Source organism: Microbispora sp. H10670 (genome assembly GCF_014161385.1).
Taxonomy (GTDB): Bacteria; Actinomycetota; Actinomycetes; order Streptosporangiales; family Streptosporangiaceae; genus Microbispora; species Microbispora triticiradicis.
On sequence record NZ_JABBWW010000007.1, the window covers coordinates 231,655 to 254,872 of the forward strand.

Here is a 23,218-nt window from a genome sequence, read left to right on the forward strand (position 1 = left end):
AGCCGGTAGGTCTCAGTGATTGTCGAGGTGAGCGTCCAGGTGGGCGTCGGGGCGCAGCGCCCGGGCGCACAGGGTCAGGCCCTCCCTGAGGGTGCCGCGCATCGTGCTGTCGACCTTGGCGAGCATGACCGTCTCGATCTCGTCGAGCGATCCGTCGCACCGCTGCAGCACCGACACGCCCTCGGAGGTGAGGCGGGCGCACAGCACCCGTCCGCCGGCCGGGTGCGGGTCGCGGCGGATCAGCCCCCGCCGTTCGAGGTCGCGGATGACCAGGTTCATCGCCTGCGGTGTGACGAAGGCGATGCGGGCCAGCTCCGCCGACGACAGTCCGTCACGCGTACGAAGCTCGCTGAGCGCCATGTACTCCGTCGTGGTGACGCCGTGCCGGGCGAGCGAGTCGTCCAGGTGGGCCCGGATGCGACGCTCCAGTCGGAACACCAGGTAGCTCAGACGGGGCGCCGGAGCGCTCTGCGGGGCGGCCGGAGGGATGCGGGAGGCGATCACCGGACGACGATACCTCGCGGCCTTCCGGATGTAAGTTTCGCATCCCCATATCAAGTGACTTGATAGCAAAGTGCTTGATATGCAGCGCAAACCGGCTTTCCCCGGGAAACGGCGATCATGGCCGTTCCGGCCACGTCTTGACCATCGGCCGGACCTCCTCATATACCGGCTGACGTCATGTTCTTGCCGACGCACGGCGCTTCCGGAAAAGGCGCGCCGGAAAGCGGGACCTCCGCACGTCCAGCAGAGGAGGAGCGAATGAAGCGATTACTCGCGGTACTCGCCGGTGTCTGTGCCGCGGTGCTGTACGCCGCCGTGACCCTGGTGTCCGCGCAGTCGGCCGCCGCGGCCACGCTGACCGAGGTGACCAACTTCGGCGCCAACCCCGGCAACCTGCGGATGCACGTGTACGTGCCGAACACGGTGCAGTCGAACCCGGCGATCGTGCTGGCCATGCATCCGTGCGGCGGCTCCGGGCCGGGCTTCTACTCGTCGAGCGAGTTCGCGTCGCTGGCCGACCGGTACGGCTACATCGTCATCTACCCGTCGGCCTCGAAGAAGAGCAACTGCTTCGACAACTGGTCCGACGCGTCGAAGGTGCGCGGCGGCCAGACCGACCCGGTGTCGCTCATGTCGATGATCACCTACGTCGAGCAGCAGTACCACGGCGACCCGAACCGGGTGTTCGCGACCGGCAGCTCCTCGGGCGCCATGATGACCAACGCCATGCTCGGCCTCTACCCGGAGGTCTTCAAGGCGGGCGCGGCCTTCATGGGCGTGCCGTTCACCTGCTTCCCGAACGAGGCGGCGTACAGCCCGGGCGGCAACTCCGCGCCGTGCGTCGGCAAGACCGCGCAGCAGTGGGGCGACGCCGTGCGCAACGCGAACCCGAGCTACCGGGGGCCGTGGCCGCGGATGCAGCTCTGGCACGGCACCAACGACAACGTCGTCGCCTACTCGGAGCTGGAGGAGGAGATCAAGCAGTGGACCAACGTCAACGGCCTTAGCCAGACGCCGACCAGCACGGACACCCCGCAGTCGGGCTGGAGCCGCCGCCGCTACGCCGACTCCTCCGGCACGGTGCGGGTCGAGGCCTACACCATCCAGGGCGCGGGTCACAGCCTCCCGGCGGGCGGGATGGCCGCCGTCGCCATCCAGTTCTTCGGCCTCACGGGCACCAGCCAGAGCCCGAGCCAGAGCCCCAGTCAGAGCCCGAGCCAGAGCCCCAGCAGGACGCCCAGCTCGACCCCGAGCTCGACCCCGAGCTCGACCCCGTCCGTAACGCCGTCTGTCACCCCCTCCGTGACGCCGTCGGACCCGCAGACCGGCGCGTGCCGGGTCAGCTACCGGCCCAACACCTGGAACAACGGGTTCACGGCGGACGTCACGGTCACCAACACGGGCGCCGCGATCAACGGCTGGACGGTCACCTGGAGCTGGCCGGGCAACCAGCAGGTCACCAACGCCTGGAACGCCACGGTGACCCAGTCCGGCACGCAGGTGACCGCGCGCAACGTCTCCTACAACGCCGCGATCCCCGCCGGAGGCAGCACCAGCTTCGGCTTCCAGGGCACCTACAGCGGGACCAACACCGCGCCGGCCCGCTTCACGCTCAACGGCACGGCCTGCGCCAACGGATGACGATCGGACCCCAGGTGCGTGCCCGTCCCGGGCACGCACCACCCGTCACGTCTCTCGTACGTCAGCTCTGACGTCAGCTCGTACGTCAGAGGGCGAGGGTGTCCAGCACGGCGGCGGCCGTCTCGGCGGCCCGCTGCTGGTAGTCGCGGGCGAGCGTCTGGAAGACCTGCTCGGCCCGGATCGCGGGCCAGTCCCCCGGCAGGTGCTCGGCCGGCAGGTGCGGATCCTGCCGGACGAGCTGCAGCCAGTCGGTGTGCAGCAGCAACTGCCGGGCGAGGTCGTCCGGCTCCTCCGGCAGGGGCGGGGAGGCGTCCCACCGGGTGAGGAACGCCCGGTAGCGGGCGGCGATCTGCTCGATGTCGAAGGCCTTCCGGACCAGGTCGGCCGCCTCGGTCGGCTTGAAGGCCCGGGCGGTCAGCACGGTGACGTGGTCGGCCAAGTCGAGGGAGGCGTTGTCAGGGGAGGCGTGGTCCAGGGAGGCGAGGAGCTCGGTGACGTCCTTGGCGCCCGGCGCGATCCACAGCCCGCTCTGCAGCAGGCCGAACCCACCCCAGACGAGCCGGGACCGCAGGTCGTGCCGGGTGCTGCGCCGGCTGTCCGGCAGCGAGAACCCGACCACGGTCCAGGTGCCGTCCCAGTCGCGGTTCACCGCCCCGGTCTCCCACACCCGCCTGCGCCCGTCCTCCAGCACCTCCGCGGCGTGCGGGGTGAGCGCGAAGTACATCTTGCGTCCCCGCCGGTGCCGTTCCAGCAGGTTCCGCTTCACCATGCGCGCGAGTGTCGACCGTACGGCTTCCTCGGAGACCCCGAGACGGGCGAACACGTCGATGACGCTGCCCGAGTAGATGGCGGTGCGGCGGTCGAGCGCGTAGATCCCGAGAAAGCTGAACATCAACGACTGGGGGCGCATGGAACCCGCCGTCTGGTCGTGGTCGCCGGTGCTCACAGCAGAAAGCGTAGACGGTTCCCCATAGAAGGCAAATCTTTGACGATGGTCACATAACTGCCATAGATTCGAGACGGCGTCACGCTGCCCCCAATCGAGAGGTGGAGCACATGGATCTGTCGGGCAAGGTGGCCGTCGTCACCGGCGCGGGCCGGGGCCTCGGGCGCGCGTACGCCGAGGCGCTGGCGGCGGCCGGCGCGGCGGTCGTCGTGAACGACGTGGACGGCGACTCCGCGGCACGCGTCGTGGACGAGATCACCGCGAAGGGAGGCAGGGCGGCCCTGGTCGCCGCCCCGGTCGGCTCCGCGGAGGTCGCCGACCGGCTGGTCGACACGGCCGTCAAGGAGTTCGGCCGGCTCGACGTGATGGTCACCAACGCCGGCATCCTGCGCGACCGGGTGCTGTGGAAGATGTCGGACGACGACTTCGACGCGGTGATCGGCGTACACCTGCGCGGCACGTTCACCTGCGCCCGCGCGGCGGCGGTCCGGATGCGGGAGCAGGGGACCGGCGGCCGCCTCATCCTCGTCTCCTCCCCGGCGGGCCAGCGGGGCAACTTCGGCCAGACGAACTACGCCGCGGCCAAGGCCGGCGTCGTCGCGATGGCCCGCACCTGGGCGTTGGAGCTGGCCAGGGCGAACATCACCGTCAACGCGATCGTGCCGGTCGCGGCCACCGAGATGACCCGGACGATCCCGGCGTTCGCCCCGATCATCGAGGAGGCGGAGCGGACCGGCCGGCCGTTCCCCGCATGGCTGCGCCAGGGCGAGGGCATGGGCACGGTCGAGGACGTCGCCCCGCTGGTCGTCTTCCTCGCCTCGGACGCCTCCGCGGACGTGACGGGCCAGGCCATCGGCATCGGCGGCGACCGGCTCGCGCTCTGGTCCCACCCGGGCGAGAAGTCCGTGGCGTACACCTACGGCGGCTGGTCGGCCGACGCCATCGCCGCCGCGTGGCCGGAGGGCGTCGGCGCCGAACCCGAGACGTACGGCATTCCCGCGCCGAACGTGCCGGACGCGCCGCCCGCGCCGAAGGGAGGCTCGTGAACGTCGAGGAGCTGGTCGCGATCGACGTGCACACGCACGCCGAGGTGTCGGCCGGCGGGCACGCCTCGCTGAGCGCGGAGCTGTTCGGCGCGTCCGAGAAATACTTCAAGGAACATCCGCGGCCGACGATCCCGGAGATGGCCGCCTACTACCGCGAGCGGAAGATGGCGGCGGTGGTGTTCACCGTCGACGCCGAGCACGCGACCGGGCACCCCCGCATCTCCAACGAGGAGGTCGCCGAGAGCTGCGCCGCGCACCCCGACGTGCTGATCCCCTTCGCCAGTGTGGATCCGTGGAAGGGCCGGGCCGGTGTCCGCGAGGCGCGCCGCCTCGTGGAGGAGTACGGCGTGCGCGGGTTCAAGTTCCATCCGAGCATCCAGGGCTTCTCCCCCGACGACCGCATGGCCTATCCCCTCTACGAGGTGATCGAGGAGCTCGGCGCGATCGCGCTGTTCCACACCGGGCAGACCGGCATCGGCGCGGGCGTCCCGGGCGGGGGCGGCATCCGGCTGAAGCACTCCAACCCCATGCTGGTGGACGACGTCGCCGTGGACTTCCCCGAGCTGCGGATCATCCTCGCCCACCCGTCCTTCCCCTGGCAGGACGAGGCGCTCGCGGTCGCCACGCACAAGCCGTACGTCCACATCGACCTGTCCGGATGGTCGCCCAAGTACTTCCCGCCGCAGCTCGTGCGGTACGCGAACACGCTGCTCAAGGACAAGGTGCTGTTCGGGTCCGACTACCCGGTGATCACCCCGGACCGCTGGCTCGCCGACTTCGACAAGCTGGAGATCAAGCCGGAGGTCCGCCCGAAGATCCTCAAGGACAACGCCGCACGCCTGCTCGGGCTCGGCGGGCAGAAAGGGACGCGACAGCCATGACGACAACGGCCCACGGGCTCGACGAGATCACCGCGCTCGCCGGCAAGGACCTCGGCCACAGCGGGTGGATGGAGATCACCCAGGACCGGGTGAACACCTTCGCCGACGCCACCGGCGACCACCAGTGGATCCACGTCGATCCCGAGCGGGCCGCCAAGGGCCCGTTCGGCGCCCCGATCGCGCACGGGTATCTGACCCTGTCGCTGGTCATCCCGCTGTTCAACGAACTGCTCGACATCCGTGGCGTGACGATGAGCGTCAACTACGGCCTGGAGAAGGTCCGATTCCCCAGTCCGGTCAGGGTGGGCGCCAGGATCCGCCTCGCCGCCACCGTGGTGTCGGTGGAGGAGGTCCCCGGCAACGGCGTCCAGATGCTGCTCGACTTCACCGTGGAGGTGGAGGGATCGGCCAAGCCCGCCTGCGTCGCCCGCGCCGTCTACCGGCACTACGCCTGATCTCCCTGCCTGATCCCGCGTGCCGTACGGCGCGTTTCGGCGTGCCGAAAGACGGGCGCGGGAGGGCGCCGCGAGCGTTCCGGCAGGCCGGAGAGACACCCCTCCCCGGCCCCCTGGCCAATATTTGGCAAAGTATTGACCTCCGTTATCGATCTGCCTAACCTCCGGACAAGAAAGCGACACAGCTCGCTCCCCGGACGAGGAGCTCGGTCATGCCAGAGACACCCCCCAGCCAGACCCAGCCCAGCCAGACCCAACTCCGACGCGCGGTGAGCTCCAGCTTCATCGGGAGCGTCATCGAGTACTACGACTTCCTGCTGTACGCCACGGCCTCGGCCGTGATCTTCAACAAGGTCTTCTTCTCCTCCCTCGACCCGCTCGCCGCGACGGTCGCCAGCTTCGGCACGTTCGCCACCGGCTACCTCGCCAGGCCGCTCGGCGGCGTGCTCTTCGGCCACTTCGGCGACCGCCTCGGCCGCAAGCGCATGCTGGTGCTGACCATGACGCTCATGGGCGTCGCCAGCTTCCTGATCGGCCTGCTGCCGACCTACGACCAGATCGGCTCCCTCGCGCCCATCACGCTCGTCCTGCTGCGGATCCTGCAGGGCATCGCCGTCGGCGGCGAATGGGGTGGCGCGGTGCTCATGTCCGCCGAGCACGCGACCAGCCGCCGCGGCCTGTGGGCGAGTTTCACCAACGCCGGCGCCCCGTCCGGCATGGTGCTGTCCACCGCCGTGCTCACCGGCACCGGCGCGGTCATGAGCGAGCAGGCGTTCCTGAGCTGGGGCTGGCGGGTGCCGTTCCTGCTCAGCATCGTCCTGCTGGCGGTCGGCCTGTTCGTCCGGCTGCGGGTCACCGAGACCCCGGTCTTCGAGGCCGCAAGAGACGCGGCCGCCAGGAACGAGGCCGCCTGGACCCCGGCCGCGCGGCGCCGGAAGGCACCACTGTTCGACGTGCTCCGCAACCACCCGAAGACGCTGCTGCTCGCGGTGGGCGTCGGGCTGTCCGCCTTCGTGGCCCAGGGCACGCTCACCACCTATCTCATCGCGTACGGCGTGCGGGCCGGCTTCCCCCGGCAGGCCGTGCTCAACGGCCTCACGCTCTCGTCCGCGCTGGCCGTCGTGGGTATCGTGGGATGCGCGGCGCTGTCGGACCGCGTCGGGCGCCGTCCCGTCGTGCTGACTGGAGCGCTGCTGATGGCGGTGTTCGGATTCGTCCTCTTCCCGATGGTGAACAGCGGCAGCACGGCCGTGCTCACCCTCGCGCTCGTGCTGGGCCAGTCGATCCTGCACCCGCTGATGTTCGGCCCGCTCGCGGCCCTGTACACGGAACTGTTCGCCACCAGGAGCCGCTACACCGGAGCCTCCCTCGGCTACCAGATCGCCGGGCTCGGCGCCGGGCTGGCTCCGTTGCTGTTCGCCCAGCTCGACGCGTCGTCCGGCGGCGGCGGGACCACGACGACCTCCATGATCATCGCCGCGTCCTGCCTGCTGACCGTGCTCTGCGTACTGGCCCTGCGCGAGACCAGGGGTCAGGACCTGACCTCGGTCGCGGTGGTCGCGCCCGCCTCCGGCGACATGCCCGGCGCGGCCAAGCCGTCCTCGGCCTGACGCCGTCCCTGACACTCTGCTCCTCCGACAAAGGGGTTGCCACCGATGCGGAACGCCGGACTGGGAGGCTGGCCCGCCCGCCGGGCCCAGATGAGCCCGAACCGCACCGCGTTCGTCTTCGCGGACCGGTCGGTCAGCTACTCGGAGGTGCACGAACGGACGACGCGGCTCGCGTCCCGGCTGCGCGACGCCGGGGTGCGGGCCGGTGACCGGGTCGCCTACCTCGGCCACAACCACGTCGCCTTCGCCGAGATCCTGTTCGCGACGCACCTGCTCGGCGGGATCTTCGTCCCGCTGAACTTCCGCCTGACGGCGCCCGAGATCGCCTACATGCTGACCGACTCGGGCGCCTCCCTCCTCGTCTACGCCCCGGAGTGCTCGGCGGTCGTCCGCGCTCTGCCCGCCCTGCCGGGCCTCCGTACGGTCGTGGCGCTGGGGTCGCCCGCGCCCGGCGAGACGGAGTTCGAAAGCTGGCTGTCGCAGGGCGACCCCACCCCGATCGACATCCCGGTGGCGCTCGACGACGTGGCCCTGATCCTCTACACCTCCGGCACCACGGGACGGCCCAAGGGCGCCATGCTCAGCCACGCCAACCTCGTGTGGAACTGCTTCCACATGATGATCGGCGTCGACGTGGCGAGCACCGAGGTGACCCTGGTCAGCGCGCCGCTCTTCCACGTGGCGGCGCTGAACCAGACGCTGCTGCCGACCTTCCTCAAGGGCGGCACCTCCGTGATCATGCCGTCGTGGGACGTCGACCAGTGCTACGACCTGATCGAGAAGCACCGCGTCACCTGGATGTTCGGCGTCACCGCGATGTTCGCCGCGTTCGCCAGGTCGCCACGGTGGGCCCAGGCCGACCTGTCCTCGCTGCGTACGCTGATGTCCGGCGGAGCGGCGATCCCGGTCGCGTTGATCCGCGCCTACCAGGAGCGGGGCCTGACCTTCTGCCAGGGCTACGGGCTGACCGAGACCTCACCGGGCGCGACCTTCCTGGAGGCGGGCGAGAGCGAGCGCAAGGTCGGCTCCGCCGGGGTGCCGGTGTTCTTCGCCAACGTGCGGGTGGTGCGGCCCGACCTGACGCCCGCGGCGGTGGGCGAGCCGGGCGAGGTGCTCGTCCAGGGGCCGAACGTCACCCCGGGCTACTGGCGGAACCCGGAGGCGACCGCCGCCGCGCTCACCGAGGGCGGCTGGTTCCACTCGGGCGACATCGGCGTCCTGGACGACGAGGGCCACCTCCACATCGTCGACCGCGTGAAGGACATGTACATCTCCGGCGGGGAGAACGTCTACCCGGCCGAGGTCGAGAACGTGCTGTTCGAGCATGCCGCCGTGGCGGAGGCCGCCGTGGTCGGCGTGCCCGACCAGCGGTGGGGGGAGGTCGGCCGGGCCTTCGTCGTCCTCCGCGCCGGGGCCGCCGTCACCCCCGGCGACCTGCGGGAGTTCCTCCTCTCCCGGCTCGCCAAGTACAAGATCCCCGTCTACTTCGACATCGTCGGCGCCCTGCCGAAGACCGGCTCCGGAAAGATCCGCAAACCCGACCTGCGCGGGCGGCCCCTCGCCGCCGGCACCGAGGCAGGCACAGAGGAGTGACCAGTGATCGTCACGGAATTCGCGCGCGACCAGTGGTACGTCGCCGCCTACGGCCACGAGGTGGGCAGGCGGCAGCTCGGCCGTACCATCCTGAACGAGCCGATCCTGCTCTGGCGCACCGAGGACGGGCGGGCGGTGGCGATGGCCGACCGCTGCGTGCACCGCAGGTTCCCGCTGTCCGAGGCGCCCAGTCACCTCGACGGCGACCGGGTGGTCTGCGGCTACCACGGCTTCACCTACGGCCCTGACGGCGTCTGCGTCGCCGTGCCCGCGCAGCAGCGCATCCCGCGTACGGCACGGCTTCGCACCTACCCCGTGGTGGAGCAGGACTCGTTCGTCTGGGTGTGGATCGGCGACCGCGAGCCGGGCGACACCCTGCCGCCGCGGGCGCCCTGGCTGGTCTCGCCCGAGTACGCCACGGTGTGCGGCATGGAGCCGCTGAACGCGCGGTACGGCCTGCTCGTGGACAACCTCCTGGACCTGTCCCACGAGACCTACCTGCACGGCGGGTACATCGGCACGCCCGAGGTGGCCGAGACCCCGATCACGACCGAGGTCGACGAGGACGAGGGCGTCGTCTACGTCAGCCGGCACATGGACGACGCGGCCTGCCCGCCGTTCTACGCCGAGTCGACCGGCATCAAGGGCCGGATCACCCGGTGGCAGGACATCGAGTATCACCCGCCGTGCCTCTACCTTCTGCACAGCCGGGTCGCCCCCGTCGGGTCGCCGCCGCCCGCCGCCGACGGCACGGACCCGCACGCCTTCCACGTCGAGGTCGTCTACGCGATCACCCCGTCGACGGACGGCAGCACCTACGACTTCTGGGCCGTCGCGCGGGACTTCGCCCTCGACGACGAGAAGGTCTCGGACTTCCTCCGGGAGAGCAACCGTACGGTGGTCCTGCAGGACGTGACCGCGCTGAACACCCTGGAACAGGTGATCGCCGCCGAGCCGGACCGCTACCAGGAGCTGTCGGTGAACATCGACACCGGCGGCCTGGCCGCCCGGCGCCTGCTCGCCCGGATGGCCGGCTCCGCCTCCTCGCGGGCCGCCGCCCGATGAGCCCGGGCGAACCCGGCGCGCGGACGGGCCGCACCGGCAGTGCCGGCCGCACCGTCCACCGCATCCGCTGGGTGCCGGGGACCGACCGGCTGCAGGCCACCTGCTTCTGCGGCGCGGAACGGGAGTTCGACGATCCCGTGGTCCTGTGGGACTGGCTGCTCGGCCATCCGGAAGGACACCGGGCCCGGCCGGTGGGAGCGGAGAACTCCCCCGCCCCGGCCGCCGCGCTCGTCTGAGCGTGTGCCCGGGCTCACGGCGGAGGGCGCCTTCGGGGGCCGCCCTCCGCGTGCGTCCACCACACGCGCACTCATCCACGGCGTTCATTCACACACCGCGTTCATTCACACACCGCGTACATTCACACACCGCGTACATTCACACATCGCGTTCACCCACAGGAGGACCCGCGCGCCATGCCCCTGACGGAACCGGAGCTCGACCTGAAGGTGACGGGCAAGACGCCCGTCGCCAAGGGGGTCGTCCTCCTGCGCCTCGCCCGGCCCGACGGCGGCCCGCTGCCCTCCTGGACGCCGGGCGCGCACGTCGACCTGCTGCTCGCTCCGGGCCTGGTCAGGCAGTACTCGCTGTGCGGCGACCCCGGCGACGACCGCGCCTTCGAGGTGGCGGTGCTGCGGGAGCCGGTCGGGCGCGGCGGCTCCGCCCATGTGCACGACCTGCTCGCCGAGGGCGACACGGTCCGGGTGCGCGGCCCGCGCAACCACTTCGGCCTCGCCGAGTCACCCCGCTACCTGTTCGTGGCCGGCGGGATCGGCATCACCCCGCTCCTCCCGATGATCGCCGAGGCCACGCGTCGCCGTACGGACTGGCGGCTGGTGTACGGCGGGCGCACCCGGGCCTCGATGGCCTTCGCCGACCGGCTCGTACGGGACCATCCGGACCGGGTCGAACTGTGTCCGCAGGACGAGACGGGCCTGCTCGACCTGGACGGGCTGCTCGGCGTCCCCCTTCCCGGCGCCCTGGTCTACTGCTGTGGACCGGAACCACTGCTGAGGGCGGCGGAGGAGCGCTGCGCGTCCTGGCCGAAGGGCGCGTTGCGCGTCGAGCGGTTCACCCCCGCGACCACGGACGGCGGCGAAGCCACGGCGTTCGAGGTCGAACTGGCCCTGTCCGGCACGACGCTGACCGTGCCGGAGGACCGCTCGATCCTGGAGGTGGTCGAGGAGGCGGGCGTCGCCGTGCTGTCCTCCTGCCGCGAGGGGACCTGCGGCACCTGCGAGACGGTGGTGCTGGACGGCGTGCCGGACCATCGCGACAGCCTCCTCACCGAGGAGGAGCGCGCGGCCGGCGACGTCATGTTCATCTGCGTGTCGCGGGCCCGCTCACCCCGCCTCGTCCTCGAACTGTGAGGCTGCTCGGCAGACGTCGCGGTAGGGCACGTCGGGAAGATACGTCCGCCAGTCCCGCTCCGGGAGGGTGTGCCCCACCCGGGCGCACACCCGTGCAGCGATCCGCTCCGGGGCCACCGGATAGTCGTGCACGCCCCCGGATCGGTCGGCGGCGTACAGGGTGGTGCCGTCGGGGCTGAACGCGAGGCTCAGAATCTCGCTCCCGTACAGATCGACCGCGGGGCCGAGACGGCGCCCGGCGACGACATCCCAGAGCTGCACGGTGCCCTCCTCGCCGCCGGTGGCGAGGACCCGCCCGTCCGGCGCGAAGGCCATCGCGCCGACCGGCTCCAGGACGCCGTGCAGCACCGGCGGCCGCGGCGCCGGGCCCCGGGTGCTCCACAGCGCGATCCTGCCCATACCGTCGCCCAGCGCCATCAGTCGCCCATCGGGCGCGAACGCGAGCTCGCCGAAGGTGGAGCCGCCCTGGGAGGACAGATCGTAGTTCCCGCCGAACGGCCTGGCCGAGGCGGCGTCGACGAACCGGCCGAGCCCCGGGTTCGTAGGCGCCATGTAGCGCCCGTCCGGGGAGAAGACGTACGGCCCGGCGGGCGCGGCGAGGCGCACGGTCGTGCGCACCGCGCCGGTGAGAACGTCCCACAACCGCATCCAGCGCTCGTCCTCCTGACTCGCCGACCGGATCACCCGGGGGGTCATCTCGGCCACGAGCGTGCGGCCGTCCGGGCTCAGCGCCGCCGACTCGAGTCGCAGGTCCTTCGTCGCCGTGATGGTGCGCAGCACCCTACGGGCGGCGACGCCCCACACCGTGTACCCCCGCGTGCCGTCGCCGGTGAGCAGGAGACGGGCGTCGCGGCTGAACCGCGGCGGATCGGAGCCGGCGGGCTCGAGGCCGGGCTCCGGCTCCCGGAGGGGTTCCCCGAGAAAACGCCGCCCGCGGACGTCCCACAGCCGCACCGGACCGGTCTCGCTCATCCGGACGGCCAGCAGGCGCCCGTCCGGGCTGAGCGTCGCGGCGTCCGGCTTCCCGGGAAGCCCGCCGCCCGCCAGGCGCTGCCCGAGGTCCACGGTGACGACCGACTGGTCGACCAGATACCTGAGCGAACGCCCGTCGGAGTCGAACCGGACGTCCGAGGCCGCTCCGTCGAGCCGGTAGTCCAGCAGCAGGTGGCGGTCGGCGACCCGCCACACCTGGATCCGGTTGTCGGCGAACGAGGCCAGCAACTGGCCGTCCGGGCCGTACCGCAGCACGGGCATGCTCACGAGGTCCAGGTTCACCGGTCCTGCCGCCGTCAGCTCCCCGGGCAGGCGCCGCGCCGTCGCCGTGTCGACGAGTGTGATCGACCTGCCGCTCTGGCAGGCCAGCGTGCGGCCGTCCGGGCTGAAGGCCAGGGAGACCGGGGCGCCGGGGCAGGCCGCGCGGAACCGGGCGTCCTCGGTCCCGGCGGGCAGCCGCCGGAGGTGGATGCCGGGCTCGCCCCCCTCCACGGCATACGCCGCGAGCCGTCCCGAGGACGCGACGGCCGCGTGGCCGAGTTCCCAGTGGGGAAGGACGCGGCCGGTGCCGATGTTCCAGAGGAACAGGCCCTGGCCCTCGTGCACGACGAGGGTCGCGTCGTCGTCGCCGAACTCCAGAAGGAAGTCCACGATCGACCGGCGGTCCTCAGGCTTGGCGGGGTCGCCGGCCTGCGGGTCGTACTCGCGTATCCGCTTTCCGGTGCGGGCGTCCCACACGACCACCTTCGCGCCGAGCGCCGCTGCGAGATAACGGCCGGTCGGGCTCAGCGCGACACTCTGCAGCAGCTCACCGGCGTCTATGTCGGTGTCAGCCAAGCCGCCGGTCCTCCGGCCGGTGCGTACGTCGTAGAGGCGCACGCCGTCGGCGCTGACGCTCGCCAGGACGCGGCCGTCGCCGCTGAGTGCGCGGAGCGTGGTGCCGGTCGCCTGAGGGTCCTGGAAGACGGCGGTCTCGAGCTGGTAGAGGGACGTCGTCAGGGCCGAGCGGGTGTCGGCGCCGGGGGCCAGGCGCCAGCCGGCGACCGTCAGCAGCATCGCGATGCCCGGATCGGTCGTGCGCAGCGTCCCCGCCAGGGAGGCGACCTGCCGACCGGTCGCCTGATCGCGCTGCCCGGCGATCCGGCGGCCCTGGTACACCGACAGCCCGCCGCCCGCGACCGACAGCACGAGCAGCACGGCCAGGACCAGCGTGAGCAGCCTGCGCTGGTTGGCACGCCTCCTGACCAGGGCCGACCCGGCGGCGAGATAGTCGCGCTCCAGAGCGTTCAGGACGAGGAGGCGGCGCCCGCCCGCCGCCCAGGCGAGGGCCGCGTCGAGCCGGGCGCCCTGGAGCAGGTCGGCGTCCTTCCGGCCGTCCCCGCGCCAGCGATGGGCCGCCGCGGCGAGTTCCACGTGGCCGCGCAGGCCGTCGCGTTCCTCGTCGACCCACGCGCGCAGGCGGGGCCAGGCCTTCGGCAGTGCCGGGCTGGCCAGCGTGACCAAGCCGCCCGCCCCGGCCAGCAGCCCGGCCTGGGCCAGGGCCGCGAGCACCTGTTCGACGGCGGCCCTCTCCTCCGCCGGACGGCCCTCCAGCAGTTCCGCACGGTTCACCCGGCGTGTGCTCTCGTCTCCATGCTCGTCCACGGCGATCATCCGCAGCAGCATGTCCGGGACGATGGCCTGTGCGGGCGGCCCAAGCCCGGCGTACACCTCCTCGGCGAGCACGCCCAGGCCGGGCTCGCGATCGCCGTCCCGGCCCAGCAGCCCCGCCTCGGCGCTGCCCAGGGCCAGCAGGTCACCCTGGAAGCCGCGGAACCCGCTGACCAGGGCGATCAGCAGGTCGCGGGCCGTCGGGCGCTCTGCCGGGTCCTTGCGCAGCGCGGCGGCCACCAGCGGGCGCAGCGGCTCGGGGAGCAGGGTCAGATCGGGGTCGACGGACAGGACGCGGTGCATGACACCGCCGAGGCTCTCCGCCTCGAACGGGTCGGCCCCGGTGGCGGCGAACACGACGACGCCGCCCCAGGCGAACACGTCGGCGGGAGTGCCGGCCCGCCGTCCCGTGAACACCTCCGGCGCCATGTAAGTAGGCGTTCCGGCCACCAAGCCGCTCGCCGTCAGCGACATCTCCAGCGTCCGGGCCACGCCGAAGTCGATCACTCGCGGCCCGTCCGGCCCGAGGAGCACGTTGTCGGGTTTCAGATCGCGGTGGATCACACCCGCGTCGTGGATCGCGGCCAGGGCGGTGGCCACTCCGGTGGCCAGCCGGTGCAGGTCGTCCCCGGCGAACCGGCGGCCCTCCTGACGCACGGCCCGGCGCAGGCTCGGCCCCTCCACGTACTCGCTCACGATGTACGGCTGACCGCCGTCCAGCTGTGCGTCGAGCACCCGGGCGGTGCAGAAGGACGCCACCCTCCGGGCCGCCGTCGCCTCCCGCCCGAACCGGCCGCGTAACTCCTGGTCGCGGGCAGCCTCACCGTGCAGCACCTTCACCGCGACGCGGCTTCCCCCGGAGTCGTACGCCTCGTACACCACCCCCTGGCCGCCCGCCCCGAGCCGGCCCGCCAGCCAGTATCCGCCCAGCCGCTCCGGATCCTCCGGCAGCAGCGGCGCCGCCAACGCCATACGCGCATCCCCCATCCCTCGGTCATTTGATGCCGCCGACGGTCTGGAGGTTCACGCACCCGGAACTGCGCGCGATCGCGGGCGCGGTCGGCGAGCGGCTCTCCCGTTGCCGCATGTCAGCGTTGATGAGGTCCGACGTCATAGGCGTCTCCGGGTGGTGCGGGGGTTGCGGTAGGTGAAGGCCCAGCGGTCGGCTCCGATCTTGCGGCGGGTGTAGCGGGCGGGATGGCGGTAGCGGTCGCGGTTGTGGAACTGGCACGCCGGCCCCAGCAGCTTGAGGTCGGTCGGCCCGCCGCTGCACCAGTCCTCGGCGTGGTCGATCTGGCACATCGTGGCGGGCAGCGGGCAGCCGTCCACCCAGCAGGTCGCATACCGGGCGAAGACCGCCCGCCGCTGAGCCGGGGTCGCCAGGCGCACCTTGCGGCCCATGTCCAGCACCTGCCCACCGGCGTCCATCACGATCCGCACCAGGGTGCTGGTGCGGGCCAGCCGGTGCACGCTGGAGACGGGCAGCAGGTGCCCGGTCGCCAGGATCAGCCCCGGCAACCCCCGCAACCACACCCCCGGCGGACTGTTGACCCTCGCTCCAGGCCAGGCGTCACCTCCCCACCGGGCGCTGTCTCCCGGGCCGTCCCACCCTGCCCGAGGCGGACCGTTGCGTCCTGCGCCCGGTGGGCCGTCGCGCTCTGCCGTGGGCGAGCCGTCGGCTTCCGCCTCCGGTCGGTCGTTGCAACCCGCCCTCGGCACCCCGTGCGGTGCCTCACTCGGCGTGGAGGCATGCCGGTAGTCTCCCTCCGGCCGCTCGCCGGCCGAGTGCTCTCCGTCGGGGCCCTCGGGGTCATCGACGTCGATCGCGTCGGCGCCGGTTGTGTCGGCGCATGCGGCATTGGCGTCGATGCCGAATTCGTCAGTGGCGCAGGCATCAGCCCAGGGACCAGTACCGTTGCTCGACCAGCCGGGATCGGGGCTGGGGTCGTCCTCAGGGCCGATGTCTGAGGGGCCAGTGCCGAACGAGCCGGGAGCAGGGCCGGGGCCGGTGGCTGAAGGGTTGCTGATGGGGTCGTCGGGGAGTGATTCGGCGGTGACCAGCACCAGAAGCTCAGTCGCGATCTTGTTCTCCAGGAACGCGATGAACGCATCCGCGTTCCGCACGCTCGGGGTGCGGTCGTCGCCCTCGGCCTTGGGCTTGGCGTAGACGTCGAGCATTTGCTGCAACCGCGCGGCGGCTTCGACCGGGAGGTAGAACTCTCCCTCCAGCCCGCCGTTCCTGCGCCGCCGCACCCGGAAGAACCGGCGGTCGAAATCGGCCTGCTCATCGCTTTCGTGGCCGTCGGGGTCCAGCACCGCCCGCAGATACCGCCCCGCCTTGGCCACCTCCGCCGCCCCCGCCGAACCCGCCAACTCCAGCAAAATCGCCTCAGCGGTGGTCGCCTGCTCGTCGGTCAACCCCGCGGTGGCCGTGCAGATCGCCTCCACGATCCCCTCCGCCAGGCTGCCCTCGGCGAACCGCTCACGCACCCGCGACAGACGACCCAACTCCATGCCCATCGTCACCAACCGGCCCGCACCCGGGATCGTCATCCCCCCAACAGAGCGCAGCCACAACCGGGTGGAGGCGTGCCCATGGTTCCTCGCCTCCCCGGACCGATGCACCCGCCCCACCCGGGCGGCCAACGCCGAGGTGATCCGATCGCGAGCCGCCAGCAACTCCTCAGCCTCGGCCAGACACACCTCCGCCGACTCAGGCACCGGCACCAACGCGACTGCCCGCGCCGCCTCACCAACCGCCGCCACCGCCACCCACGACGACGACCCACCGCCACAAGCACCACCAAAGACACCGCCGAAGGCATCGTCCGACGCACCACCAGGCGCACCGTCGGCATCCCGATCGCGGTCCGCATCACCCCGGCCAGCGCCAGAGGCACTGTCCGACGCACCACCCGGAGGAGCATCGTGCTTTCGCGCATCGGGATCGACAATCGGCACATATTCGCGGGCCAGTGAATCCTCGGTGGACCAGAGGGACGAGCCGGAAATGAGCCGCTCCCACCAGTCGCCATCGCCAGTATCGTTCGAACGAGGAAGGTGCGCAGGATCATCATCAAACAAGTCCATGACACCTCCCCCGCCGATTCGAAAGCCTGTATGAATTGTTTCACATCACTACACCGTGAGCACCTCCGCGCAGCGATTTGCTGGAGTCACAGGCACGCAGAAATACCGCGCCCCAAAGGGCGTGACCCGCATGCCTCTCGGCCGGGGAGCGGCGGCCCTGCCGTTCTGGCGGCGGCCCTGCGTTCTGGCGGGACCACCGCTGCGGTTTCCCCTGCCGCGCACCTACCGACTGTCATGGACCAACTTCGGCATGCCGGGCGTGCCCCCGAAATCCGGCGAATGCCTCGACTGCCGAGAACGCGATCAAACCAGGGCTCGACATGACGAAACGCGACGATTGCGAGTCGAGCCCCTTTACGAAGCAAAGCGCATTATTGAGCCATTTTCATCCTGATGGCGCTGGTCAGGAGGGGCGTGGAAGAGCGGGGTCGGGTGTGAGGTGAGGTTTCCGGCAAGACAGCAGTCGACCAAGATCCGATGCCCCAACCGGGAGCCTCGATGCTGTCTTACCCTGCCGCGATTCCTCCTGTCGAACCGCACCCTTGCCCGTCTGTCCGAACTCATCCGCGCCCACCGCACCGAACACCGCAGCCGGTGGCGGCGCCTGGACCCCGGGCAACAGGCCTTACTGGTGCTGGCCCACCTGCGCAACGGCGACACTTACACCCGCCCGCGCAGGTGGCACGGTCCGCACCCCGTTCAAGCGCCACTGGCACCGGCCGCGACTGTCACGCGGGCAGAAGGACGTCAACCGTGCCCACGCCCGCATCCGAGCCCTCGGCGAACGCGCCATCGCGACTCTGAAGACGTGGAAGGTCCTGGCCAAGCTCCGCTGCTGTCCTCGCCGGGCCACCGCGATCGTGCAGGCCATCCTCGTCCTGCACGCCGTCGAAGCCGACCCCTACTCAGGATTGAGAAGGGCTCAATGGACCAGCTGAGATTGCGATATCCGAGTTGACCTGCCAGTCGCCATCGAGCGCCTTAACGGGACTCCGCCCGGCCGACCCGCGTGCCGCCCATCATGGCGTCTGCTGGTCGCGGCGGGTCTGCTTCTTCTCGCGGATGACCGCGTGGGCGTCGGCGACGGGGCCTAGGTGAGCGAGCTTGTCGGGATTGACGATCGAGCGGATGGTCTGGATGCGTCCGTCCAGGATGTCGAGCGTCCAGACGTTGAAGATGTGGCCGTCTCGGTCGCGGATGATCGCACCCGGCTGGCCGTTCACCTCGTGCGCCTCCAGCACCGCGCCGATCTGGGCGAACGGCGGAATGGCGACGGACAGCACCCGGGCGACCTTCGCGACGCCGAAGAGGGGGATCGTACTCCCGATCTTGCCGGCGCCGTCGTTGACCAGCTGGACGTCGGCGGCCAGCAGTTCCTGCAGCCCTGCGACGTCCCCCTCCCTCATCGCATGGAAGAACCGCCCGGCGAGCTGCTCGCGGGCCCGGCGATCCGCCTCGAAGCGGGGCCGGCCCGCGTCCATGTGACGGCGTGCCTGCACCGCGAGCTGGCGGCAGGCCGCCTCCGACCGCTCCACCGCGGCGGCGATCTCCCGGTAGCTGAAGGCGAACACCTCGCGGAGCACGAAGACCGCACGCTCGAGCGGGCTGAGCCGCTCCAGCAGGATCAGCGCCGCCATCGACAACGAATCGGACAGCTCCGCCGACCGCTCCGGGTCCTGGTAGGGGTCGGTCAGCAGCGGTTCGGGGAACCATGGCCCGACGTAAGCCTCGCGCCGGACGCGGGCCGAGCGCAGCACGTCGATCGAGATCCGCGTCACCGTGGCCGACAGGAAGGCCTTGGGTGACTCGGGCTGGGCCGGGGAACCTTCGTAGCGCAGCCAGGCCTCCTGGACGGCGTCCTCGGCCTCGCTCACGCTGCCCAGGATGCGGTAGGCGATCGCGAAAAGCAGCGGCCTCAGTTCCTGGAAGTCCTCGACGCGAGTCACGCCGACCATTGATATCACCACTCAGGATAAAGGTGACATGGTGTCGCAGATCACACTCGGGCGATCTCACATCTCTGCCGGGCTATCTCGTCCAGGGGGTTGCAACGGCTGAAAGCGGCAACAAGGAGCACACCATGCAGAAGGTTTGGTTCGTCACCGGCTCGTCCCGCGGCCTGGGCCGCAACTTCGTGGAGGCCGCCCTGGCGCGCGGCGACAAGGTCGCTGCCACCGCCCGGAACACCGCGAGCCTGCGGGCGCTGGCCGACACCTATGGAGACGCGGTGCTTCCACTGGAAATGGACGTGACCGACAGGGCCACCGTCTTCGAGAGCGTGAAACGCGCCAAGGAGCACTTCGGCCGGCTCGACGTCATCGTGAACAACGCCGGCTACGCCCAGATCGGCGCGGTCGAAGAACTCACAGAACAGGAACTGCGCGACCAGCTCGAGACCAATCTGTTCGGCGCGGTGTGGGTGGTCCAGGCCGCGCTGCCGTACCTGCGCGAGCAGCGCTCGGGGCACATCATCCAGCTTTCCTCGGCCGCCGGGGTCATCGCGATGCCGCTCGGCGGCGCGTACCACGCCTCCAAGTGGGCCCTGGAGGGCCTGAACGAGGCGCTCGCCGGCGAGGTCGCCGAGTTCGGCGTCAAGGTGACCATCATCGAGCCCGGCGGCTTCGCCACCCGGGACGGCAACAACCCCGACCCGCTCGCCAACGGCCACATGGCCAAGCCCGACCCGGCCTACGACGGTCTCCGTCAGCACCTCGGGGCGATGACAGGGAAGATGCCCGCAGGCGACCCGGCCGCCGCGGCACAGGCACTGCTGAAGCTCGTGGACTCCGCCAACCCGCCGGTGCGGGTGCTGTTCGGCAAGGGCTTCCGCCCACTGATCGAGCGGGCCTACGCCGACCGGCTCAAGACCTGGGCCGACTGGCAGGACCTCTCAATCGAGGCACACGGCAACCTCGAAGCCCGCTGACTCAGGTGAGAGGCCGCGCAACCGGCGAGCGGCGCCCAGGTCGCTCAGGCCACCTGGGCGCCGCTCGGCCGGTGAGCCGGATCGTCCTGACGGAGTTGGGGCCTGCTCCCACGTGGGCGCATCCTTGTCCTGCAGCTCATCTAAGGCCGCTCCTCAGGATGAAAAGCGCTCATTTGGCGCGGTTCCTTGTGAAGACAACGGGCACGAGGGCGACAGTCGGCCCGGCGGTGGCGTGTCATTCCTCCCCGGAGAACCTCTCCCAGGCGGACTGGCGGGTCATGCCGAGGGCGGCGCCGATCCTGGCCCAGGTGACGCCCCGGTCGCGCAGTCGCTGAACCCAGACCCGCAGGTTGTCCTCCACCTGCGCGCCCACGGCCGCGATACGCGGGAGGAACTCCAGGATCTGCTCGTCGGTCATGCTCTCGGCGTACGGGATCTCCGGGGCCGCCTCGGCCGACTGAGCCGCCTCGGCCGACTGGGCCGACTTGGCGAACTCGGCCGCGATGATCTCGCCGCAGAGCCCCACGCACCCGTCGCAGATGTAGACGCCGGGACCGGCGACCATCTTGTTCACCTCGGTCTTCGACTTCGAGCAGAACGAGCAGCGAATGTCCTGTTCCGAAGGAGAAGGTGCCGGCACGTCGTCCTCCCAGCATTTGTTGTCAGGCAGTCCCTGACGAGTGATCGCGAGACTACGCCGTCAGGAGTCGCCTGACAAGGCCCTCCCGTACCAGCCGGTCGAAACGGTGGTCACGCCCGCTCGGGCTGGAGCGCCGCATCGTGCCCGACGTCCGCCCGAGGCCGCCGCAGGACGAGGAGCCCGACCGCGAAGGCGGCGATCAGCAGGCCGAAGGACACGGTGAAGGCCAGCCGGTAACCCCCGGTCAGCGCCACCGCCCCGCTCGCCCCGTCGGCGAGCAGGCCCTCCGTCCGCGACGCGGCCAGCGTGGAAAGCACCGCGACGCCGGTCGCCATCCCGATCTGCTGAGTCGTGTTGAACAGTCCCGAGACCAGACCCGCGTCGTCGGCGCGGGCCCCGGACATGCCGAGCGCGGTCAGCGCCGGGAGCACGAGGCCGCCGCCCATGATGAGCACCATCACCGGGAGCAGGTCGGTCACGTAGCGGGCGTCGAGGGGAACGCGGGCGAGCCAGCCCATCGCGCCGATCAGCAGCGCCAGACCCGCCAGCAGGACGGTACGCGCGCCGAAGCGCATGGTCAGCCGGGGGTAGACGAACAGGGACACCACCGCGATGGACACCGCCGCTGGAAGCATGGCCAGGCCCGTGCCGAGCGCGCCGTACCGCAGCACCTGCTGCATGAACAGCGCGACCACGACCTGGAAGGCGAACATGGCGCCCAGCGCCAGGACCTGCACCAGGTTCGCCCCGGCGACGGCACGAGAGCGGAGGACCCGCAGCGGCATGAGCGGAGTGCGGGCGGTCGCCTGACGGACGAGGAAGGCGGCCAGCGACACGAGGGACGCCACGCCGAACCACAGGACGCGCACGCCGTACCGCTCGATCTGGACCACGGCGTAGATGCCCAGCATGAGCCCGGCCGTGACCAGCAGGGCGCCGAGGGCGTCGGCTCCGCCCGACAGGCCGGGCCCCCGTTCCGCCGGCAGCGCCCGGACGGCCAGCACGACGGTGACCACACCGATCGGAATGTTGATCAGGAAGATGTAGTGCCAGCCGAGGGCGTCCGTGAGGACGCCGCCAAGCACCGCGCCCAGTGACGCTCCGACGGCGCCGGTGAAGCCGAACACCCCGAAGGCCTTGGCCCGCTCCCCCGGGTCCGTGAAGGTCGTCACCAGAATGCCCAGCACGACCGCGGTGGCCATGGCGCTGCCGACGCCCTGCAGGAACCGGGCGCCGATCAGCGTCGCCGGGTTTACCGCCACCCCGGCGAGCAGGGACGCGATGGTGAAGACCACGTTGCCGGCCAGGAACACCGCCCTGCGGCCGAGGAGGTCGCCCAGGCGTCCGGCCAGCAGGAGCAACCCGCCGTACGCGATGAGGTAGGCGTTGACCGTCCAGCTCAGCTCGGCGGGCGCGAAACCGAGATCGCGCTGGATCGCGGGCAGGGCCACGGTGACGATGCTGCCGTCGAGGATCGTCATCAGCATCGCGGTGGACAGCACACCGAGCGCCAGCCGACGGGAGGGGGATATGCGCGACATCGGTCGCCTCCTGTTCATGAGGGAACAGGAAGGACCGTAGCAGATAGTTTTGTTGCAGACTATCTACCGGAGACCGATCATCCTCGCTGGCGCGCCCGGCGCACGGCCTGGGGCGCCTCCGCCGGAGTGGCCAGGTGCCCCGTGGCCAGGTGGTTCAGCGCCCGGACGAGCACCTCAGCCTCCTCCTTCGGCAACGACTCGATGGCGGCCCGGTGCACTTCGTCGACGATCTCCTGACTCCGCTTCGCCACCTGCGCGCCCTTGTCCGTGACCGCGACGATCCTGGCCCGCCGGTCCGCGCTCGAAGGCCGGCGTTCGGCGAGGCCGGCCTTCTCCAGGGCGTCGATGGTGACCACCATCGTGGTCTTGTCCATGTCGCCGATCTCGGCGAGCTGGATCTGTGTGCGCTCCTCCTGCAACGCGTGGACGAGCACGCAGTGCATGCGCGCGGTCAGCCCGATCTCCGCCAGCGCCGCCGCCATCCGCGTCCTCAGCACGTGGCCCGTGTGGTCGAGCAGGAAGGACAGATCGGGTTCGGTCCGGGAGGGCGCCAGTGCGGTCATGCGCCCAGGCTACCAATTCGTCCGGTTCGGGATTATCTCCAAGAGATCCAGGAGGGCGGCGTCACCGCAGGAGGGACTCCGCCATCGCCCGCATCCCGGCGGCGACCCGCTCGACCTCCCCGGCCAGGAGCAGTCGCGCGACCCCCTCGTTGTGCAGCGAGCCGACGAGGACGTGGGCGACGAGATCGGCGTCGAGATCGGGCCGGGCCTCGGCGACCAGCGACATGACGTGCGCGTGCCAGGACAGATAGACGGGGTTGTCCGTGAGGCGCCCCTCGGCGTGCCGCCGGGTCGCCAGCGCGTGGTCGTGCGCCGTGATCAGCCTCCCGTTGCGGGCGGCGAGCACGACCACCGCGTCGAGGAAGGCGACCAGACGGTCGCGGGACGGCGCACCGGGACCCAGTGGAGGAGGACCTCCGGCGACGGCCTCCCCGAAGGTCCGCACTCGCTCCTCCATCAACGCGCGCATCAGGCCGACCCTGCTGCCGAAGCGGTGGAAGACGGTGCCCTTGCCGACGCCCGCCGCGGCGGCGATCCGCTCGATCGACACCTCGTCCGGAGCGTGACGGCGCAGCAGTTCCTCCGCGGCCCTGAGGATCGCACGCCGGTTCCGCGCCGCGTCGGCGCGTTCCGCGCGCTGCTCGCCCATCCGGGACCCCCTGGTGACAACTGGACCTGTGGTCCGTATAGTAGCGGCGACAGAACTT

Annotated in this window: 19 protein-coding genes and 1 pseudogene; 11 read left to right on the forward strand and 9 right to left on the reverse strand. The window is 71.0% G+C overall.

Features of this window, described 5'->3' with window-relative positions:
- Positions 1–12: 12 nt before the first annotated feature.
- Complete coding sequence (locus HHX33_RS13190; RefSeq protein ID WP_310741354.1) at positions 13–504, reverse strand: MarR family winged helix-turn-helix transcriptional regulator; 492 nt, start codon at positions 502–504, stop codon at positions 13–15.
- A 258-nt stretch (positions 505–762) separates the two neighbouring features.
- On the opposite strand from HHX33_RS13190, the gene HHX33_RS37175 reads away from it, so the two are divergent.
- Positions 763–2,145: a PHB depolymerase family esterase gene (locus HHX33_RS37175; protein WP_182874829.1), complete on the forward strand. Its 1,383-nt coding sequence runs from the start codon at positions 763–765 to the stop codon at positions 2,143–2,145.
- 85 nt (positions 2,146–2,230) lie between these two features.
- Here the strand turns inward: HHX33_RS37175 and HHX33_RS13200 are convergent, their stop codons facing one another.
- The gene (locus HHX33_RS13200; protein WP_310737932.1) at positions 2,231–3,091 is read right to left on the reverse strand and encodes a PaaX family transcriptional regulator C-terminal domain-containing protein; all 861 of its coding nucleotides are present in this window, start codon (positions 3,089–3,091) and stop codon (positions 2,231–2,233) included.
- A gap of 110 nt (positions 3,092–3,201) precedes the next feature.
- Here HHX33_RS13200 and HHX33_RS13205 point away from each other — a divergent pair, with 110 nt between their 5' ends.
- From HHX33_RS13205 to HHX33_RS13240, 8 genes are all read left to right on the forward strand, one after another.
- On the forward strand, positions 3,202–4,137 hold the full coding sequence (locus HHX33_RS13205) for an SDR family oxidoreductase (protein WP_182874830.1): 936 nt from the start codon (positions 3,202–3,204) through the stop codon (positions 4,135–4,137).
- Positions 4,134–5,018 (forward strand): amidohydrolase family protein, encoded by an 885-nt coding sequence (locus HHX33_RS13210; protein ID WP_111699739.1) that lies wholly within the window; start codon positions 4,134–4,136, stop codon positions 5,016–5,018. Before HHX33_RS13205 ends, HHX33_RS13210 begins: the two co-directional genes overlap by 4 nt.
- On the forward strand, positions 5,015–5,473 hold the full coding sequence (locus tag HHX33_RS13215) for a MaoC family dehydratase (protein WP_182874831.1): 459 nt from the start codon (positions 5,015–5,017) through the stop codon (positions 5,471–5,473). The genes HHX33_RS13210 and HHX33_RS13215 overlap by 4 nt, the downstream gene beginning before the upstream one ends.
- Before the next feature lie 212 nt (positions 5,474–5,685).
- Positions 5,686–7,083, forward strand: coding sequence for an MFS transporter (locus HHX33_RS13220; RefSeq protein ID WP_182874832.1), 1,398 nt, complete (start codon positions 5,686–5,688; stop codon positions 7,081–7,083).
- A 45-nt stretch (positions 7,084–7,128) separates the two neighbouring features.
- Entirely contained in the window at positions 7,129–8,676 is a 1,548-nt protein-coding gene (locus HHX33_RS13225; RefSeq protein ID WP_182874833.1) for an acyl-CoA synthetase, read from the forward strand.
- 3 nt (positions 8,677–8,679) lie between these two features.
- Positions 8,680–9,741, forward strand: a complete 1,062-nt coding sequence (locus tag HHX33_RS37180) for an aromatic ring-hydroxylating dioxygenase subunit alpha (RefSeq protein WP_220501762.1) — start codon at positions 8,680–8,682, stop codon at positions 9,739–9,741.
- Positions 9,738–9,977, forward strand: coding sequence for a hypothetical protein (locus tag HHX33_RS13235; RefSeq protein WP_182874834.1), 240 nt, complete (start codon positions 9,738–9,740; stop codon positions 9,975–9,977). The genes HHX33_RS37180 and HHX33_RS13235 overlap by 4 nt, the downstream gene beginning before the upstream one ends.
- 177 nt (positions 9,978–10,154) lie before the next feature.
- Positions 10,155–11,108: a PDR/VanB family oxidoreductase gene (locus tag HHX33_RS13240; protein WP_182874835.1), complete on the forward strand. Its 954-nt coding sequence runs from the start codon at positions 10,155–10,157 to the stop codon at positions 11,106–11,108.
- On the opposite strand, the gene HHX33_RS37185 is transcribed toward HHX33_RS13240, so the two are convergent.
- Positions 11,082–14,723: a WD40 repeat domain-containing serine/threonine protein kinase gene (locus HHX33_RS37185; protein WP_182874836.1), complete on the reverse strand. Its 3,642-nt coding sequence runs from the start codon at positions 14,721–14,723 to the stop codon at positions 11,082–11,084. The two genes, HHX33_RS13240 and HHX33_RS37185, sit on opposite strands and share 27 nt — an antisense overlap.
- A gap of 138 nt (positions 14,724–14,861) precedes the next feature.
- Positions 14,862–16,472 carry an HNH endonuclease signature motif containing protein gene (locus tag HHX33_RS13250; RefSeq protein ID WP_182874837.1) on the reverse strand — a complete coding sequence of 537 codons (1,611 nt, stop codon included), beginning with the start codon at positions 16,470–16,472 and terminating at the stop codon, positions 14,862–14,864.
- An 867-nt stretch (positions 16,473–17,339) separates the two neighbouring features.
- Here HHX33_RS13250 and HHX33_RS13255 point away from each other — a divergent pair.
- Positions 17,340–17,779: pseudogene (locus tag HHX33_RS13255) on the forward strand (transposase family protein).
- A gap of 81 nt (positions 17,780–17,860) precedes the next feature.
- On the opposite strand, the gene HHX33_RS13260 reads toward HHX33_RS13255, so the two are convergent.
- Positions 17,861–18,796, reverse strand: a complete 936-nt coding sequence (locus HHX33_RS13260) for an RNA polymerase sigma-70 factor (RefSeq protein ID WP_220501763.1) — start codon at positions 18,794–18,796, stop codon at positions 17,861–17,863.
- 125 nt (positions 18,797–18,921) lie between these two features.
- On the opposite strand from HHX33_RS13260, the gene HHX33_RS13265 reads away from it, so the two are divergent.
- Positions 18,922–19,767 carry an SDR family NAD(P)-dependent oxidoreductase gene (locus tag HHX33_RS13265; RefSeq protein WP_182874839.1) on the forward strand — a complete coding sequence of 282 codons (846 nt, stop codon included), beginning with the start codon at positions 18,922–18,924 and terminating at the stop codon, positions 19,765–19,767.
- 235 nt (positions 19,768–20,002) lie between these two features.
- Here HHX33_RS13265 and HHX33_RS37685 read toward each other — a convergent pair whose 3' ends face one another.
- From HHX33_RS37685 to HHX33_RS13285, 4 genes are all read right to left on the reverse strand, one after another.
- Positions 20,003–20,407 carry a ClpX C4-type zinc finger protein gene (locus HHX33_RS37685; protein ID WP_182874840.1) on the reverse strand — a complete coding sequence of 135 codons (405 nt, stop codon included), beginning with the start codon at positions 20,405–20,407 and terminating at the stop codon, positions 20,003–20,005.
- A gap of 110 nt (positions 20,408–20,517) precedes the next feature.
- On the reverse strand, positions 20,518–21,948 hold the full coding sequence (locus HHX33_RS13275; RefSeq protein WP_182874841.1) for an MFS transporter: 1,431 nt from the start codon (positions 21,946–21,948) through the stop codon (positions 20,518–20,520).
- A 77-nt stretch (positions 21,949–22,025) separates the two neighbouring features.
- A complete protein-coding gene (locus HHX33_RS13280) occupies positions 22,026–22,511 on the reverse strand; it encodes a MarR family winged helix-turn-helix transcriptional regulator (protein WP_111699749.1) in 486 nt (161 codons plus the stop codon).
- 61 nt (positions 22,512–22,572) lie between these two features.
- Positions 22,573–23,160: a TetR/AcrR family transcriptional regulator gene (locus HHX33_RS13285; RefSeq protein ID WP_182874842.1), complete on the reverse strand. Its 588-nt coding sequence runs from the start codon at positions 23,158–23,160 to the stop codon at positions 22,573–22,575.
- Positions 23,161–23,218: the final 58 nt, after the last annotated feature.

Bases quoted from the DNA above. Each gene is read 5' to 3' on its own strand.
- HHX33_RS13275 (WP_182874841.1), bottom strand. From the start codon at position 21,948: ATGTCGCGCATATCCCCCTCCCGTCGGCTGGCGCTCGGTGTGCTGTCC.
- HHX33_RS13220 (WP_182874832.1), top strand. From the start codon at position 5,686: ATGCCAGAGACACCCCCCAGCCAGACCCAGCCCAGCCAGACCCAACTC.
- HHX33_RS13240 (WP_182874835.1), top strand. From the start codon at position 10,155: ATGCCCCTGACGGAACCGGAGCTCGACCTGAAGGTGACGGGCAAGACG.
- HHX33_RS13265 (WP_182874839.1), top strand. From the start codon at position 18,922: ATGCAGAAGGTTTGGTTCGTCACCGGCTCGTCCCGCGGCCTGGGCCGC.
- HHX33_RS37185 (WP_182874836.1), bottom strand. From the start codon at position 14,723: ATGGCGTTGGCGGCGCCGCTGCTGCCGGAGGATCCGGAGCGGCTGGGC.
- HHX33_RS13215 (WP_182874831.1), top strand. From the start codon at position 5,015: ATGACGACAACGGCCCACGGGCTCGACGAGATCACCGCGCTCGCCGGC.
- HHX33_RS13260 (WP_220501763.1), bottom strand. From the start codon at position 18,796: ATGGTCGGCGTGACTCGCGTCGAGGACTTCCAGGAACTGAGGCCGCTG.
- HHX33_RS13225 (WP_182874833.1), top strand. From the start codon at position 7,129: ATGCGGAACGCCGGACTGGGAGGCTGGCCCGCCCGCCGGGCCCAGATG.
- HHX33_RS13235 (WP_182874834.1), top strand. From the start codon at position 9,738: ATGAGCCCGGGCGAACCCGGCGCGCGGACGGGCCGCACCGGCAGTGCC.
- HHX33_RS13205 (WP_182874830.1), top strand. From the start codon at position 3,202: ATGGATCTGTCGGGCAAGGTGGCCGTCGTCACCGGCGCGGGCCGGGGC.
- HHX33_RS37175 (WP_182874829.1), top strand. From the start codon at position 763: ATGAAGCGATTACTCGCGGTACTCGCCGGTGTCTGTGCCGCGGTGCTG.
- HHX33_RS13280 (WP_111699749.1), bottom strand. From the start codon at position 22,511: ATGACCGCACTGGCGCCCTCCCGGACCGAACCCGATCTGTCCTTCCTG.
- HHX33_RS13285 (WP_182874842.1), bottom strand. From the start codon at position 23,160: ATGGGCGAGCAGCGCGCGGAACGCGCCGACGCGGCGCGGAACCGGCGT.